Source organism: Streptomyces sp. SAI-170 (assembly GCF_049739565.1).
Lineage (GTDB): Bacteria > Actinomycetota > Actinomycetes > Streptomycetales > Streptomycetaceae > Streptomyces.
Genome location: NZ_JBMGQD010000001.1, coordinates 587,547 through 603,792, shown reverse-complemented (window position 1 = coordinate 603,792; position 16,246 = coordinate 587,547). Strand labels below are relative to the sequence as shown.

Sequence of the window (16,246 nt, the reverse complement as noted above, 5' to 3'; positions counted from 1 at the left end):
GCCGGCTCCGGACGAGGGAGCCGCGGCCCGGGAGGGGAACACCATGCAGGGTCCGCAGCTGATCCGCCACCACATGGCGGCCTTCGGGCGGTTCGCCGCCCTCGGCTGCGGGGTCACCCTGGCCGCGTCGGCGACACTGGTCGTGCTCGCGCAGTGGATGCCGTGGGTGGCGGCGAACGCCCTGACCACCGTGGCTTCCTCCGTCGTCACCACCGAGCTGCACGCCCGCGTCTCGTTCCGCCACGGACGGCCCGGCCTGGCCGGGCACCTGAAGAGCGGGGCCACCATCGCCGCGGGCTGGCTGGTCACCTCCGCGGCGGTCGCCGCGCTGGCCGCACTGCGCCCCGACGCCGGTCTCGTCCCCCAACAGGCGGTGTACCTGACGGCCACCGCGCTCGTCGGGATCGGCCGCTATCTCGTGCTGCGCCTGGCCGTGTTCGCGCAGCGCGCCCCGCGACCGCGGACGGCGGAGCGCAGGGCGCTGCCGAAGCGGGCCTTTCCCGCCTGGTCCGGCCCGGACGGCGCGCCTACACTCGGCGCATGATCTGTCGTCTGTGGCGGGGCTGGAGCACGAAGGAGAACGCCGACGCGTACGAGCGCATCGTCCGGGGACAGGTGATTCCGGGGATCGAGGCGCGGCACATTCCCGGCTTCCTGTCGATCGACCTCGTCCGCCGTGAGCGGGTGGACGACGTCGAGTTCATGACCCTGATGTGGTTCGACGCGATCGACTCCGTGCGGGCGTTCATGGGAGAGGACTACGAGACCGCGCACGTGCCCGCGGCGGCTCGGGCGGTGCTCCTGGACTTCGACAGGCGATCGACGCACTACGAGGTGCTCGACCGCCGCGAGCAGCCCGGCTGAGCCGCCCTCTGGCGCCGCTCGCGCAGCCGCGGCCGTTCTGTCCCTACGAGCCCGGCGACTGTTCCCGGATCTCGTGCAGCGCCTCCTCCAGCAGCCCCCGGGCGCGCGTGAACCAGTCCGTCAGCACGGCGATCTCCTCGTCCTCGTAGTCGGCGAAGAGGGCGCCCAGGCGCTCGTACACGGGGCCGTAGACCGCCAGGATGCGTGCCTGGGCCGTTTCCTCCATCACCACGACCACGCGTCGGCGGTCGCCCGGGTCCGGGGCGCGGCGGATGTAGCCGGCCTTCTCCAGCCGGTTCAGTACGCCGGTCACCGCCCCGGTCGTCAGCCTCGCCCGCTCCGCCAGGTCACCTGCGACCAGGTTCTCGCCGGCCATGGAGGCCTCGATGAGGAAGCCCAGGCAGGTGAGGTCCGTGACGTTGAGGCCGAGCCTGCGCGCGATGTCCTGCTGGCCGAACTGCGCCGTCGCGATCATCCGGTCCATGGCGTAGAGCGCCTGGTCGCCCGTCGCGGCCGGGCGCGCCTTGCGGTGCTCCACAAATTCCCCTTAGCATCTAAGTTACTTAGCTCGTGAGATAAATTGTCTCCGGCGGCGGCTCGCGGCCGTCGCCGTCCCCTCATCTTCACAGCTCTCGAGGAGCCCGATCATGTTCATCCACGGAGACGACGCGTACGACATGGGGCACACGGTCGCCGGCTGGAGCGGCGTGGCCGTGGCGACCCTGGGGTCCGCGCTGTGCGGCCTCGGCGTGATCATGACCTCGGGTCCGCTCGTGTGCGCCGGGGCCGGCGTGCTCGTCCTGGCGCTCCTGACCGCCTGGGCGCTCCACCTGGCGGGCTGGGGCAAGCCGAGCGGGCCGCGCCCGGCCGGGCAGTGGGACTGGCGCGTGCGGGACACCGGCGCGAGGGCGGGGCACCCGGACTGCCTGGGGTGCCGCCTGGCGGGGCGGCGGGGCGTGCCTCGCGCTCACCCCGCCGGTGCGGCGGAGTCCGGCGGCGCCGAGCACCCGGTCACGGCGTCGACCTCGGCGTGAAACGTCGTCAGAGGCAGCCGTCAGGGAAAGTCGTCAGGGAAAGTCGTCAGGGGAAGAGGAAGTTGGCGATGGTCGCGTCGATGACCTGGGAGACCGGGACGATCGAGGCGTCGTTCACGAACGTCCGGTTCTGGAACACCGCGACGAAGCGCCGGCCGGCCGTGGCCTCCTTGATGATCGCCGCCTCCGAGGCCACGTTGGTGCCGTTGTTCAGGGGCCCCAGGCCGATCTTCGACTGGAAGGTGACGAACTGCACCGAGGTGTCCCGGTTGAGGAACAGGTGCAGCCGGGGCACGTTCACGGCGTTGAACAAGAGCTTGAGCATGGCCTCGTCGGACGAGGCGTCGACCAGCGGGGTGTTCTCGGGGTCGGGGGCCTGGCCCGGGTCGACACCCGGTGCGGCCGCCGCACCGGGACCGGCGGCCAGGAAGGTGAACAGCCGGGCCATCTGGAAGGCGGACGTCGCCTGGGCCACCGGCGTGTCGTTGACGCACGGGATGCGCTGGGGCGGGAAGCCGTTGCCGAAGTCGCCGCACAGCCACATCCCGTCCGCGGTCTGCGGTGGGTCGACGGCGCCGTCGTCGAAGAACCCGGCCGTGGCGGCGGCCTTCGTGAGATAGCCGAAGCCCAGCCCGTGGACCACCTCGCCCGCCGCGCTGTTGCTGCCGTCGACGATCGCGTCGAACAGCTTCCCGAAGAAGCCGGACGTGAAGTTGACCGTGGCATCGGGCAGCACCTGGAACACCTTGTCCCACCGGGGCAGCAGGAAGCCCTCGAGGTTCTTGCCGTCGAGCTGCGCGACACGGTTCTCGTCGATCTCGCTGCGGAAGGTGTCGCGCAACAGCGCGATGGTGTCGGCAGGAGCCGGACCGGCGGTCGAGACGAACTCGTTGGCGGCCCGGCGGAGTTCGAACGCGGCCCACATCGCGGTGGCCTTCAACAGGCTCGCCGAGTAGTGCACCTCCTCGACCAACTGGCCCGCGAAATCGTGCGGCTCGATGTCCGACAGAGCCACCAGGACGATCGGCGTCTTCTCCAGCCCCTGTCCGAAGGCCGCCATCGCGGCGTCGAAGGCCAGCTGGAGATCGGGATCGGGGTCGATCAGTTCGGGCTTGGCATCGGGAAAGAGTCCCATGCGCGGCTCCCGGGATTCGGCCGGACTCGGGCCCGGCTTCCGGACGGCGGCAACGGCGCAGCGGGCCGCCGGACGCTCCTGTCTCGATGCTGGCACGCCCGGGGACGCCCCGCACCCCGGTGCCGCCGGAGCGCCCACGAGGCCCGACGTGGCCAGGGGAGCCGCCGGCCGGTCTGCCAGACTGGCCGCGTGAGCACAACCCGGAGCACGGCGGCAGGCAAAGTCCTTCAGGTCCTCTCGGCCTTCGATCGTGAGCACCCGTCGCAGACGCTGTCGGAGATCGCTCAGCGCACGGGCCTGGCACTGAGCACCGCGCACCGGGTCGTCGCGGAGCTGGCGGGCTGGGGAGTGCTGGAGCGCGACGAGGACGGGTCGTGGCACGTAGGACTGAGGCTCTGGGAGATCGCCTCCGGGTGCCCCCGCACCCGGATCCTGCGGGATGTGGCGCTGCCGTTCATGCAGGACCTGTACGAGGCGACCCACGAGAACATCCAGCTCGCCGTGCGCGAGGGCACCGAGCTCGTCTTCGTCGAGCGGATCGCCGGCCATCGCTCGGTGGAGCTGCTGACGATGGTCGGCTCCCGCTTCCCCATCGGCTCCACCGGAATGGGCCGGGTGCTGCTGGCGCACGCGCCGCGGGACCTCCAGGAGGAGGTCCTCCAGTCCCCGCTGCGCGCCTGGACCCCGCACACCGTCACCGACCCGAAGACACTGCGCACCCAGCTGGACCGCATCCGCCGCGAACGGGTCTTCGTCAGCGACCGGCAACTCTCGGAGAACACCGTCGCGGTGGCCGCCCCCGTGCGCATCGGCCGGACCGGGCCGGTCAGCGCCGCGCTCGGGATCGTCGTGGCCGCACGTGGCGCGAGTCGTGCCCGCGGGCTGCGCGAGCCGCTGCTGAGGGCCGCGTACGCGATCTCCGACGAGCTCGGCCGGCGTACGCGTACGACAGCCTGACCTCTCGTGCGGGCTTCCGCCTGACGGAAACAGCGGCGACCGGCGCGGGTGCCGGGTGCCAACGTTCGGGGTGTCCGGAAGGTTCGCACCTGCTCAGGAGATGCCCATGGCCGACGCCGCCGTCGACACTGTTGCCTCGGTTCCCGTCGCCGTCATCGGTGCCGGTCCCGCCGGCCTGATGCTGGCGCACCTGCTCGGGCGGGCGGGAGTCGAGACGATCGTGCTCGACACCCGCACCCGGCGGGAGATCGAGACGACGCAGCGGGCCGGCATCCTGGAGGCCGACGCGGCGCGGGACCTGGTCGAGACCGGCGTCTGCGACCGGGTCCTGCGCGACGGCCATGAACACGAGGGCATCGAGCTGCGGTTCGGCGGCCGGCCGCACCGCATCCATTTCAAGCAGCTGGTGGGCGCATCGGTGTGGCTCTACCCGCAGACCGACGTGTTCATCGACCTGGCCGACGCCCGGGACCGGGACGGCGGCACGGTCCACTTCGGCGTCAAGGACACCGAGGTCCTCGACATCACCACCGGCCGTCCCCGAGTCCGCTGGACCGCGCCCGACGGAACCCGCCACGAGATACGGGCACGGTACGTCGTCGGCGCCGACGGGTCGCGCAGCATGTGCCGCGATCTGGTGCCCGAGGACCGGCGCGTGCGCTACGGCAAGGAGTACCCCTTCGCGTGGTTCGGCATCCTGGCCGAGGCACCGATGAGCGGGCCCGAACTGATCTACGCCCACTCCGAGCACGGGTTCGCGCTGATCAGCCAGCGCACCGAGACGGTACAGCGGATGTACTTCCAGTGCGGCCCCGACGAGTCCGCCGACGCCTGGCCGGACGACCGCATCTGGGAGACGCTGCAGGCCAGGGTGGCCGGGCAGGACGGCTTCCGGCTCAAGGAGGGGCCGGTCCTGGAGAAGACCGTGCTGAGGTTCCGCTCGTTCGTCCAGGAGCCGATGCGCTGGGGCGCGATGACGCTCGCCGGCGACGCCGCGCACACCGTGCCGCCGACCGGCGCCCGAGGCCTCAACCTCGCGCTGCACGACGTGAAGGTCCTCGCCGACGTGCTGCTGCGCGCGCTCGGCAGTGCGGGCGAGGCCGCGCTGGACGACTACCAGCCGCGCGCCCTCCAGCGGATCTGGCGGGCCCAGAACTTCTCCTACTGGATGACCCAACTACTGCACACCGCGCCCGGCAGCACACCGTTCGACCTGAGACGCCAACTGGGCGAACTGGACAACGTGGTGGGCACGCGCGCCGGGCGCACCTATCTGTCCGAGCAGTACACGGGGTGGCCTGTGGGGTCTCGGGGCTGACCTCGGGGTGGGGCGGCTTCGGTGGAAACGTTCGGCGCGTTCACCGGCTTCGGCGGGGGCTCCTGGCGAGCCACCAGGCTCCTGCGGCGGGCCTCCGTGGCGGACTGCCGGCGAACCCACTGACTCCCGCAGCCGGACACCCGCGAGCCACCAGCTCCCGAACTGGCCCCGCGAACCACCAGCCCACACGGCGTACCCCCACGAACCCACAACTCCCGCCCCGACCCCGTCGAACCACCAGGCCCCGCGAGGGACCGCCGCGACCCACCAGCTCCGCCACCGACGACGGCGACCCACCAGGAGAGAACACATGATCATCGACTGCCACGGGCATTTCACCACCGCACCGCCCCAGTTGGCACAGTGGCGGGACCGCCAGGTGGCGGCGGTCGGCAACCCCGAGGACGCGCCCGATCCGGACGACCTGGTCATCACGGACGACGAACTTCGTCAGGCCGTGGAGGACAACCAGCTGCGGCTCATGGACGAGCGCGGCAGCGACCTGACCGTCTTCTCGCCGAGGGCCAGCTTCATGGCCCACCACATCGGTGACTTCGCGGTCTCCTCGGCGTGGGCGCGGATCTGCAACGACCTGGTCCACCGCGTCAGCACGCTCTACCCCGACCGCTTCGCGATGGGCGCGATGCTGCCGCAGTCCCCGGGTGTCGACCCCGCGACCTGTCTGCCCGAGCTGCGCCGTGCGGTCGAGGAACTCGGCGCGGTGACGATCAACCTCAACCCCGACCCGTCCGGCGGCAGTTGGACCGCACCGCCGCTGACCGACCGCAGCTGGTACCCGGTCTACGAGGCGATGGCCGAGTACGACATCCCGGCGATGATCCACGTCAGCACATCCTGCAACCCGGCCTTCCACACCACCGGCGCGCACTACCTCAACGCCGACACCACGGCGTTCATGCAGCTGCTCCAGGGCGACCTGTTCGCCGACTTCCCGACGCTGCGGTTCGTGATCCCGCACGGCGGCGGCGCGGTGCCCTACCACTGGGGCCGGTTCCGCGGCCTGGCCATGGCGCTGGGCCGGCCGGACCCCGAGACGCTGCTGGACAACGTCTTCTTCGACACCTGCGTCTACCACCAGCCCGGCATCGACCTGCTCACCCAGGTGATCCCCAGCCGCTCCCTGCTGTTCGCCAGCGAGATGATCGGCGCGGTCCGGGACATCGACCCGAGCAGCGGCCACCACTTCGACGACACCAAGCGGTACGTCGAGGCCACCGCGAACCTCTCCGACGAGCAGCGAGCCGCCGTCTACTGCGACAACGCCCTGCGCGTCTACCCCCGACTCGCCGACCGACTCGCCGCCCGCCTCGGCGCCGTACGCCACTGACCCCAGGAGAACAACCATGGAGCACGCCGAGATCGGTGTCGTCCATACGTCGATCATCCGCGCCGACCCCGAGGCCGTGGCCGCCCTGTCGGCGTTCGGTGTGGCGACGATCCACGAGGCCATGGGCCGGGTGGGCCTGATGCGCCCCTACCTGCGCCCCGTCCACCCGAAGGCCCGCCTGTGCGGCACGGCGGTGACCGTCCTGCTGCAGCCCGGCGACAACTGGATGCTCCATGTCGCCGCCGAGCAGATCCAGGAGGGCGACGTCGTGGTCGCGGCCTGCACGACCGAGAGCGAGGACGGGTTCTTCGGCGAACTGCTCGCCACCTCGTTCCGCGCCCGGGGATGCGGGGGCCTGGTCATCGACGGCGGTGTGCGGGACGCTGCCGAGCTGGAGGAGATGGACTTCCCGGTCTTCGCCCGGGCCGTCCACGCCAAGGGCACGGTGAAGGCCACCCTCGGCTCGGTCAACGTACCGGTGGTGTGCGCCAACGCCCTGGTCAGGCCCGGCGACGTCGTCGTTGCGGACCGCGACGGTGTCGTGGTGGTGCCCCGCGAGCGGGCCGCCGAGGTCGCCGAGGCGGCGGCCGGGCGCGAGGCCAACGAGGAGGGCAAGCGCGCGCGGTTCCGCGCGGGCGAGCTCGGCCTGGACCTGTACGGCATGCGCGGCCCGCTGGCCGAGCTCGGCCTGCGCTACGAGGACTGACGATGACGGACTTCGAGAAGACTCCCGGCTGGCTGGACTGGTACGCCGATCCGAGCCGGCCCCGCTTCCAGGTGCCCGAGGGCGCGGTCGACGCGCACTGCCATGTCTTCGGTCCGGGCGCGGAGTTCCCGTACGCCCCCGAGCGGAAGTACACCCCCTGCGACGCGTCCAGGGAGCAACTCTTCGCGCTGCGCGACCACTTGGGCTTCGCCCGCAACGTCGTCGTCCAGGCGACCTGCCACGGCGCCGACAACAGCGCCATGCTCGACGCCCTGCGGGCCTCGGGCGGCCTGGCCAGGGGAGTCGCGACCGTGCGGCCGGGGATCTCGGACACCCAGGTGAAAGAACTGCACGAGGCCGGAGTCCGCGGCGTGCGGTTCAACTTCGTCAAGCGGCTCGTCGACGCGGCACCGCGGCAGGACCTGTGGGACGTCGTCGAGCGGATCGCGCCGTACGGATGGCACGTCGTCGTCTACTTCGAGGCGGCCGACCTCGCCGGCCTGCGCGACTTCCTCCTGTCGATCCCGCTGCCGCTGGTCGTCGACCACATGGGCCGGCCCGATGTCACCAAGGACCCGCACGGCCCGGAGTTTGAGGCGTTCCTGGACTTCCTGCGGGCCAGGCCGGACATCTGGTGCAAGGTGACCTGCCCGGAGCGGCTGTCGGCGAGCGGTCCACCGGCCCTCGACGGCGAACAGCACGCCTACCGCGACGTGGTGCCGTTCGCCCGGCGCGTGGTCCAGGAGTTCCCCGACCGGGTGCTGTGGGGCACCGACTGGCCGCACCCGAACCTCACCGCCCACATGCCCGACGACGGCCTGCTCGTCGACTTCGTCCCGCACATCGCGCCGACCCCCGAGCTGCGACAGAAGCTCCTCGTCACCAACCCGATGCGCCTGTACTGGCCGGACGTCCGCTGACCGCCTCCCGATCGGAGTTCCACCATGTCACTGGACAAGACCTACAAACTCGTCCCCGGGACGACCGTCTTCGACGCCGAGCAGTCCGCCAAGGGCTATCACCTCAACCAGTTCTGCATGTCGCTGATGACCGCGGAGAACCGCGCGCTCTACCTCGCCGACGAGCGGGCCTACCTGGACGCGTGGCCGCTGCGGGAGGAGCAGAAGCGGGCGCTGCTCGACCGCGACCTCAACGCCGCCATGCGTGAGGGCGGCAACATCTACTTCCTCGCCAAGTGGGGTGCCACGCTGGGGCTGTCGTTCCAGCAGATGGCGGGCTCGATGACCGGTATGACCGAGCAGGAGTACCGCGCCATGATGGCCGGCGGCGGCCGCTCCGTCGAGGGCAACCGCATCGACCACGCCGTACTCGAAGCGGCGTACGCCGACCCGGCACCGCCGGCCGAGCACGCCACGATCACCGGCGCGGTCTTCACCTCGCACGTACCGGCGATCGGTGCGGCGATGGACCACGACAAGACCGAAGAACCGTACTGGCGGCCGGTCTTCGAGGGGTACGAGTTCTCCAAGGAGTGGGAGAAGGAGAACCTCCCCGATGTGATCTTCCTGGTCTACAACGACCACGCCACGTCCTTCGACCTGTCGCTGATCCCGACCTTCGTGCTCGGCACCGGCGCCGCCTACCCCGCCGCCGACGAGGGCTACGGGCCCCGGCCCGTCCCCGGCATCGAGGGCGACCCCGACCTGGCCGCGCACATCGCGCACTCGCTCATCAGGGACGACTTCGACCTCACCCTCGTCAACGAGATGGCCGTCGACCACGGTCTGACCGTCCCGCTGTCGCTGATGTTCGGGGACGTCGAGAAGTGGCCGTGCAAGGTCATCCCGTTCCACGTCAACGTGGTGCAGTACCCCGTGCCCTCGGGCGCCCGGTGCTTCCACCTCGGCCGGGCGCTGCGCAGAGCGATCGAGTCCTACGACAAACCGCTCAAGGTCCAGGTGTGGGGGACCGGCGGCATGAGCCACCAGCTGCAGGGCCCGCGCGCCGGCCTCATCAACCGCGCATGGGACAACGCCTTCCTCGACCGGCTGATCGAGGACCCGGCCGGTCTGGCGCAGGTGCCGCACCTGGAGTACGTCGAGGAGGCGGGCTCGGAGGGCATCGAGCTGGTGATGTGGCTGATCGCCCGCGGGGCGCTGAGCGACCTCGACGGCTCGGGGGAGATCGAGGTCAAGCACCGCTTCTACCATGTGCCGGCGTCCAACACGGCCGTCGGACATCTGATCCTGGAGAACCAGCCGCGGGACCCGGAACCCGCCGTGAAGGAGTGACATGACTGACCAGCAGACCGTCCGCATCGCCCTGGCCGGAGGCGGCGCCTTCGGCGCCAAGCACGCCGCCGCGCTCAAGCGGATCGAGGGCGTCGAGGTCGCGGCCGTCGTGAGCGGCGACCTCGACAGCGCGCGGAAGTTCGCCGCGGAACAGGGCGTCGGCCGCGGCGTCGCGACCCTGGAGGAGGTGCTGGCGATGGACGACATCGACGCCGTCGTCCTCGCCACCCCCACGCCGATGCACGCAGCGCAGACCCTGGCCTGCCTCGAAGCGGGCAAGCACGTCCAGGTCGAGATCCCCCTGGCCGCCTCCCTCGCCGACGCCGAGGCGTGCCTGGCGGCACAGCAGCGCACCGGCCTGGTCGCGATGGTGGGACACACGCGGCGCTTCAACCCCAGCCACCAGTGGGTACGGCGGCGGATCCAGGCCGGCGACTACCGCATCCAGCAGATGGACGTGCAGACCTACTTCTTCCGCCGCACCAACCTCAACGCCCTCGGCCGGCCCCGCTCCTGGACCGACCACCTGCTGTGGCACCACGCCGCGCACACCGTCGACCTCTTCGCCCACCAGACCGGCTCGCCCATCGTGCAGGCCAACGCCCTCCAGGGCCCGATCCACCCCGAGCTCGGCATCGCGATGGACATGTCCATCCAGCTGCGCGCGGAGAACGGCGCCATCTGCACCCTGTCGCTGTCCTTCAACAACGACGGCCCGCTCGGCACCTTCTTCCGCTACATCGGCGACACCGGCACCTACATCGCCCGGTACGACGACCTGGTCACCGGCAAGGACGAGCCGATCGACGTGAGCGGAGTCGATGTCTCGATGGACGGCATCGAACTGCAGGACCGCGAGTTCGTCGCCGCCATCCGGGAAGGCCGCGAGCCGAACTCCTCCATCGCCCAGGTGATGCCCTGCTACCGGACACTGGCCGACCTCGAGAAGCAGCTCCACGCTGCGTCGGGCGCGTGAGCACGGCACCGGCGGCCGGTCCGGGCCGGCCGCCGCGCCGGATCGGGCCGTTCGAGGTACCGGCGATCGGCCTGGGCTGCATGAACCTCAGCCACGCCTACGGCGTCCCGCCGGCGCCGGATGCGGCCGGGCGACTGCTCCTTACGGCGGTGGAGGAGGGCGTCACGTTCTTCGACACGGCCGCCCTCTACGGCTTCGGCGCCAACGAGGAGCTGCTCGGCCGGGTGCTCGCCGGCCACCGGGACCGGATCGTGCTGGCCAGCAAGTGCGGGATGACCGGGGTCGACGGCAAGCGCGTCATCGACGGCCGGCCGGAGACGATCCGGCGTACGGCCGACGAGGCGCTGGCCCGGCTGCGCACCGACGTCATCGACCTGTACTACCTGCACCGCCTCGACCGGCAGGTCCCCGTCGAGGAGAGCGTCGGGGCGATGGCCGAGCTCGTCGCGGCCGGGAAGGTGCGGGCCCTCGGTCTGTCCGAGGTGTCCGCCCGGACGCTGCGCCGGGCGCACGCCGTGCATCCGATCGCCGCGCTGCAGAACGAGTACAGCCTCTGGTCACGCAATCCCGAGGAGGGCACCCTGGCGGCGTCCCGCGAACTCGGCGTCGCTCTCGTGGCGTTCAGCCCCTTGGCCCGCGGCTTCCTCACCTCGTCACCCCCGAACCTCGACGCCCTTCCCGCGGGGGACATCCGCCGGGCCATGCCCCGCTTCGACGCCCGCCACTACCCGGCCAACCTGGCGCTGCGGCATGAGCTGGACCGCATCGCCGTGGCCGCCGGCCTCACCCTTCCGCAGCTGGCGCTGGCCTGGGTCCTCTCCCGCGGCCCCCACGTGATCGCCCTTCCCGGGACCCGGTCGGCCGCCCACCTGCGGGAGAACCTGGCGACCTTGGACGTCGACGTACCGGGCGAGGTTCTCGACGCGGCAGGACGGGTGCTGAACGCCACCACCGTCCACGGAGCCCGCTACCACGAGGCCACCCTCACCGAGATCGACACCGAACGCTGCGGCCGTGCGGGCTGATTTCCAGCCGTGCCCCTGTCCCAGGCCCTCACGGCCGCTAGCGTCAGGGGCATGATCGTATGGCTCAACGGCACCCATGGCGCGGGCAAGACGACGACGAGTGCGCTGGTGCAGCAACTGCTCGCGGATTCACGGGTGTTCGACGCCGAGAAGGTCGGCGAGACACTCATGGACATCAAGCCGGCGCTGCCCTGGACGGGTAACTTCCAGCACTGGCCGCCGTGGCGGCCGCTCGTGGTGGAGACCGCGCGCCACGTGCTCGACTACACCGGTGGCACCCTGGTGATGCCCATGACCGTCCTGATCGAGGAGTACTGGCGGGAGATCAGCACGGGCCTCGCCGAACACGGCATCCCGGTACGGCACTTCGTCCTCCACGCCGACCAGGACACCCTCCGCGCTCGCATCGAGGGGGGACACCGTCATGGGTCCCTCTTCCTTCCGTCTCCAGTACCTCGAGCCCTACGCCGAGGCCGCCCGCACGTGGCTGCACGCCGAGGCCGAGGTCGTCGACACCACGCACCTCACGCCCGCCGAGGCGGCCCTGAAGATCGCAGAGGCGGTCAAGAGCCGAGGCACCGCCCCCGACAGGTGACGGTGCCTCAGCTGCTGACTGCCGTCAGGCATAGTGGCGGTAGACGGCCTCGGCCACGCAGGCCGGCTTGTCGCTGCCCTCGACCTCGACGGTGAACGTCAGGGGCATCTGCACGCCGTTGCCCTTGACCTCCTCCACCGTGCCGACGACGCCGTGGAGGCGGATCTTCGCGCCGACGGGGACGGGGCTGGGGAAACGGACCTTGTCCAGGCCGTAGTTGACGCTCATCCGCGTGCCGGTGATGCCGAGCAGCTCGCCGAAGAGCGGGATGATGAGGGAGAGCGTGAGGTAGCCATGGGCGATGGGGCCGCCGAAGGGCCCGTCCTTGGCCTTCTCCGGGTCCGTGTGGATCCACTGGTGGTCGTCGGTGGCGTCGGCGAAGGTGTTCACCCGGTCCTGGGTGATCTCCCGCCACTCGGTGCGGCCGAGGTCGGCACCGCTGAGGGACTTGAGGCCGTCGAGGCCGTGGGCGACGGTGGGCATGAGGGTTCCTTTCGAGGGGACAGGCAGCGATCGTCCTGCCTGAGTCGTGTGTCACCGGCGGGGGCGCTCGGCCGGACCGGTGCCGTAGGTGTCGCGCACGGCGGGCTTGATGATCTTCCCGGAGGCCGTACGGGGCAGGGACTGGGCTACGACGAGGGACCTGGGGATCTTGTACTTGGCGAGCCGGCCCCGCAGATGGCCGAGGATGTCCTCCTCGTCCGCGCGGGCGTCGGGCCGAAGGACGACGACGGCACGGCCGACCTCGCCCCAGACCGGGTCGGGCACACCGATGACCGCGCACTCGGCGACGGCCCCGTGGGTGAGGAGCGCGTCCTCGACCTCGGCCGGGTAGACGTTCTCGCCGCCCGAGACGAACATGTCCTTGGCCCGGTCGACGAGGTAGGCGTACCCGTCGGCGTCGGTGCGGGCGATGTCGCCGGTGCGCAGCCAGCCGTCGGTGAACGCGGCCTCGGTGTCCTCGGGCCGGCCCCAGTAGCCGGTCATGACGTGGGGGCCGTGGACGAGGATCTCGCCGCGTTCTCCGGGTCCGGCCTCGCTGCCGTCGGGCAGCACCACACGGGTGTCGGTGAAGAAGTGCGGCACCCCCGCTGAACCGGCCTTGGCCGAGGTCTGCTCCCGGTCCAGGTAGAGGACCCCGGGTGACGCCTCGGTCATGCCGTACCCCTGGCTGAAGGCCAGCCCGCGGGCGAGGTACGTGGCGATGGTGCGCGCGGGCACGGGTGCGCCGCCGCAGTTGAGGGTGCGCAGGCTGGACAGGTCCGCCGTCGCCCACCGGGGGTGTGCGGCCCTGGCGTCGTACATGGTGGGGACACCGAACATGTACGTCACTCGCCTGCGCTCGACGGTCTCCAGTACGTGCTCGGCGTCGAAGGCACCGAGCAGCACCACCCGGCCGCCCTTGAGGAGGGTGGGCAGGCACGTCATGTTGAGGCCGGCGGTGTGGAACAGCGGCGCCACGACCAGGGTCACCTCGTCGCCGGCCAGATCGGTGTCGACGAGGACGTTGACGCTGTTCCAGATGATGTTGGCGTGGGAGAGGACCGCGCCTTTGGGGCGGCCCGTGGTGCCGGAGGTGTACATGATCATGCAGGGGTCCTCGGGCGCCACGGTCTCGTCCAGTGGACCGCCGGCGCCGTCGCCGAGGAACTCCTCGTAACCGAGGGCGCCTTCGCCGGGCCCGTCGAGCGCGATCCGGTGCGGGACGCGGGCCTCCTCGGCCGCGGCACGGGCGGCCTGTGCCTGCTCCGGCGCGTGGACGAGCACGCTGCTGCCCGAGTCGGCCAGGTTGTACGCCAGTTCCGGGGCGGCGAGCCGGGTGTTCAGCGGGACGAAGACGGCGCCGAGCGCCCCGGCGGCGAACAGCGTCTCCAGGAACGCCGGATGGTTGGGCCCCAGATACGCGACCCGGTCGCCGTGTCCGATGCCCAGGGCGCGCAGGGCGTGGGCGAGTCGCAGCACGCGCCGGTGCAACTCGCCGTAGGTCGAGGTGTGTTCGTCGTGGACGACGGCGACGCGGTGGGGCGTCTTGTGGGCCCGGCGGGCCGGCCACGAACCGATGCCTTGGTTCAACACGAACGGCTCCTTCAGTCCGTGAGCAGACCGAGCAATCGGGCGGCGTTCTCCTTGAGGATCTTCGGCCGGACGTCGGGCTTGATGTCGAGCCCGTCGAAGTCCGCCAGCCACCGGTCGGGCGTGATGACGGGGTAGTCGGAGCCGAAGAGGACCTTGTCCTTGAGCAGGGTGTTGGCGTAGCGCACGAGCTGCGGCGGGAAGTACTTCGGCGACCAGCCGGACAGGTCGATGTACACGTGCGGCTTGTGCGTGGCCACCGCCAGGGCCTCGTCCTGCCAGGGGAAGGACGGGTGGGCGAGGATGATCCGCAGCTCGGGGAAGTCGACAGCGACGTCGTCGACCAGCATGGGGTCGGAGTACTTCAGCCGGATGCCGCCGCCGCCCGGGACGCCCGCGCCGATGCCGGTCTGGCCGGTGTGGAACAGCGCGGGGACGCCGAGTTCCTCGATGGCCTCGTACAACGGATAGGCGAGCCGGTCGTCGGGGGAGAACGCCTGGATGCTGGGGTGGAACTTGAACCCGCGCACGCCGTGCTCCTCCACCAGGCGCCGGGCCTCCCGCACCCCCGCGCGTCCCTTGTGCGGGTCGATGCTGGCGAACGGGATCAGCACGTCGGCGTGGCCCGCGCAGCTTTCCGCTATCTCCTCGTTGGAGATCCGCGGATGCCCGGTGGCGTGTTCGGCGTCGACGGTGAACACCACGGCCGCCATGCGGCGTTCGCGGTAGTGGTCGGCCATCTCGTCGACGGTCGGCTGCCGGTGTCCGTGGGCCTTGAAGTACGTCTCCGAGGCGCCGAACAGTTCCGGGCTCAGCGCCCCGTGACCGTCCTTGGAGACCTCCGCGTGCGTGTGCACGTCGATGGCCGTCAGCCGGTCGAGGTCGAGCGCGAGGTCGCCCATCTCATGCCTCCGGGGCCTTGGGCGCGGGGATGCCGTAGGTCTCGGGCTCGGCGCCGACACCGCCCGGCCAGTGATCGGCGATCGCGTCGGCGCTCCAGCCGCCGTCGGCGAAGGCGACCGCCTTCTCCTTCGGGTGCGCCCACAGGGCCAGCCGGTCGCCGCCGATGCCGATCGCCTGCCCGGTCACCGACTGGGAGGCGTCGGAGGCCAGGAAGGTGATCAGGGCGGCGACGTCCTCGACGGTGCCGAGGCCCTCGTCCTTGCGCAGCCAGTCCGGCAGCGGCTTGCCGGTGCGCTCGGCCTCCTCGATGACCGGTGCGAACGCCGGGATGGTCTTGGTCATCTCGGTGGCTGCGACGGGCACGACGGCGTTGACGGTGATGCCGGCGCGGCCCAGCTCCATGGCCCAGGTCCGGGCCATGGCGACGATGCCCGCCTTGGCCGCGGCGTAGTTGGTCTGGCCGAAGTTGCCGCGCTGGCCGGCCGGCGAGGAGATCAGCACGAGCCGGCCGCCTGTGCCCTGTTCCCGCATACGGACGGCCGCCGCCCGGGCGCAGGTGAACGTGCCGCGCAGATGGACGCGGACCACGGCGTCGAAGTCGTCGTCGGTCATCTTCCACAGCACGCGGTCGCGCAGGATGCCCGCGTTGGTGACGAGCACGTCCAGCCGTCCGAACTCATCCACCGCCGTGTCCACCAGCCGCTGGGCCGTCTCGCTGTCGCCCACCGCCGCGACCACACCGGTCGCCGTGCCGCCCTGCGACGTGATCGAGTCGACGGCGGCGTCGACGACGTCCCGGTCGACGTCGTTGACGACGACGGCCGCGCCGGCCGCGGCGAGGGCCCGGGCGTACGCAAGGCCGAGACCGCGGCCACTGCCGGTGACGACGGCGACTTTGCCCTGAAGGTCCATGAGAGGTGCCTCTCGTAGGTGCGAAAAAGGGGGGTGTCGACGGGCCGGTGGACACCGGGATCGACAGGAATCCTGATGAATGCAGTCTGGGGAATCAACAGGATTCCTGTCAACGGCCTAGAGTGGGCCGGGCCGCCACCCGGCGGCG

The 16,246-nt window shown here is 71.1% G+C and carries 17 protein-coding genes and 1 pseudogene; 12 read left to right on the top strand and 6 right to left on the bottom strand.

The features are described 5' to 3' along the window. Positions 1-43: 43 nt before the first annotated feature. Both RKD23_RS02640 and RKD23_RS02635 read left to right on the top strand, forming a co-directional pair. A complete protein-coding gene (locus RKD23_RS02640) occupies positions 44-544 on the top strand; it encodes a GtrA family protein (RefSeq protein ID WP_424852085.1) in 501 nt (166 codons plus the stop codon). Next, the gene (locus RKD23_RS02635; RefSeq protein WP_424852084.1) at positions 541-864 is read left to right on the top strand and encodes an antibiotic biosynthesis monooxygenase; all 324 of its coding nucleotides are present in this window, start codon (positions 541-543) and stop codon (positions 862-864) included. Before RKD23_RS02640 ends, RKD23_RS02635 begins: the two co-directional genes overlap by 4 nt. Before the next feature lie 43 nt (positions 865-907). Here the strand turns inward: RKD23_RS02635 and RKD23_RS02630 are convergent, their stop codons facing one another. Further along, positions 908-1,348, bottom strand: a complete 441-nt coding sequence (locus RKD23_RS02630) for a MarR family transcriptional regulator (RefSeq protein WP_424858146.1) — start codon at positions 1,346-1,348, stop codon at positions 908-910. A 163-nt stretch (positions 1,349-1,511) separates the two neighbouring features. Between RKD23_RS02630 and RKD23_RS02625 the strand changes: the two genes are divergently transcribed. Beyond that, a complete protein-coding gene (locus tag RKD23_RS02625) occupies positions 1,512-1,898 on the top strand; it encodes an HGxxPAAW family protein (protein ID WP_424852083.1) in 387 nt (128 codons plus the stop codon). A 46-nt stretch (positions 1,899-1,944) separates the two neighbouring features. Here the strand turns inward: RKD23_RS02625 and RKD23_RS02620 are convergent, their stop codons facing one another. After that, the gene (locus RKD23_RS02620; RefSeq protein ID WP_424852082.1) at positions 1,945-3,033 is read right to left on the bottom strand and encodes a hypothetical protein; all 1,089 of its coding nucleotides are present in this window, start codon (positions 3,031-3,033) and stop codon (positions 1,945-1,947) included. A 189-nt stretch (positions 3,034-3,222) separates the two neighbouring features. On the opposite strand from RKD23_RS02620, the gene RKD23_RS02615 reads away from it, so the two are divergent. From RKD23_RS02615 to RKD23_RS02575, 9 genes and pseudogenes are all read left to right on the top strand, one after another. After that, complete coding sequence (locus RKD23_RS02615) at positions 3,223-3,990, top strand: IclR family transcriptional regulator (RefSeq protein ID WP_424852081.1); 768 nt, start codon at positions 3,223-3,225, stop codon at positions 3,988-3,990. 106 nt (positions 3,991-4,096) lie between these two features. Further along, entirely contained in the window at positions 4,097-5,308 is a 1,212-nt protein-coding gene (locus RKD23_RS02610; protein ID WP_424852080.1) for a 4-hydroxybenzoate 3-monooxygenase, read from the top strand. A gap of 310 nt (positions 5,309-5,618) precedes the next feature. Next, positions 5,619-6,656 carry an amidohydrolase family protein gene (locus RKD23_RS02605; protein ID WP_424852079.1) on the top strand — a complete coding sequence of 346 codons (1,038 nt, stop codon included), beginning with the start codon at positions 5,619-5,621 and terminating at the stop codon, positions 6,654-6,656. A 16-nt stretch (positions 6,657-6,672) separates the two neighbouring features. Next, positions 6,673-7,362, top strand: coding sequence for a 4-carboxy-4-hydroxy-2-oxoadipate aldolase/oxaloacetate decarboxylase (gene ligK, locus RKD23_RS02600; protein WP_424852078.1), 690 nt, complete (start codon positions 6,673-6,675; stop codon positions 7,360-7,362). A gap of 2 nt (positions 7,363-7,364) precedes the next feature. Beyond that, complete coding sequence (locus RKD23_RS02595; RefSeq protein WP_424852077.1) at positions 7,365-8,282, top strand: amidohydrolase family protein; 918 nt, start codon at positions 7,365-7,367, stop codon at positions 8,280-8,282. A 24-nt stretch (positions 8,283-8,306) separates the two neighbouring features. Further along, positions 8,307-9,614: a protocatechuate 4,5-dioxygenase subunit alpha gene (gene ligA, locus RKD23_RS02590; protein WP_424852076.1), complete on the top strand. Its 1,308-nt coding sequence runs from the start codon at positions 8,307-8,309 to the stop codon at positions 9,612-9,614. Position 9,615: 1 nt separating this feature from the next. Beyond that, a complete protein-coding gene (locus tag RKD23_RS02585; protein ID WP_424852075.1) occupies positions 9,616-10,590 on the top strand; it encodes a Gfo/Idh/MocA family oxidoreductase in 975 nt (324 codons plus the stop codon). Then, on the top strand, positions 10,587-11,615 hold the full coding sequence (locus tag RKD23_RS02580) for an aldo/keto reductase (RefSeq protein ID WP_424852074.1): 1,029 nt from the start codon (positions 10,587-10,589) through the stop codon (positions 11,613-11,615). The genes RKD23_RS02585 and RKD23_RS02580 overlap by 4 nt, the downstream gene beginning before the upstream one ends. 51 nt (positions 11,616-11,666) lie before the next feature. Further along, positions 11,667-12,210: pseudogene (locus RKD23_RS02575) on the top strand (ATP-binding protein). Positions 12,211-12,234: 24 nt separating this feature from the next. Here RKD23_RS02575 and RKD23_RS02570 read toward each other — a convergent pair. The 4 genes from RKD23_RS02570 to RKD23_RS02555 are packed head-to-tail and all read right to left on the bottom strand — an operon-like array spanning position 12,235 to position 16,098. Then, positions 12,235-12,693, bottom strand: a complete 459-nt coding sequence (locus tag RKD23_RS02570) for a MaoC family dehydratase (protein WP_424852073.1) — start codon at positions 12,691-12,693, stop codon at positions 12,235-12,237. 51 nt (positions 12,694-12,744) lie between these two features. Next, positions 12,745-14,286 (bottom strand): acyl-CoA synthetase, encoded by a 1,542-nt coding sequence (locus RKD23_RS02565; protein WP_424852072.1) that lies wholly within the window; start codon positions 14,284-14,286, stop codon positions 12,745-12,747. Positions 14,287-14,297: 11 nt separating this feature from the next. Then, positions 14,298-15,185 carry an amidohydrolase family protein gene (locus RKD23_RS02560; protein WP_424852071.1) on the bottom strand — a complete coding sequence of 296 codons (888 nt, stop codon included), beginning with the start codon at positions 15,183-15,185 and terminating at the stop codon, positions 14,298-14,300. Between the two features lies 1 nt (position 15,186). Then, on the bottom strand, positions 15,187-16,098 hold the full coding sequence (locus tag RKD23_RS02555; RefSeq protein ID WP_424852070.1) for an SDR family oxidoreductase: 912 nt from the start codon (positions 16,096-16,098) through the stop codon (positions 15,187-15,189). Positions 16,099-16,246 lie beyond the last annotated feature (148 nt).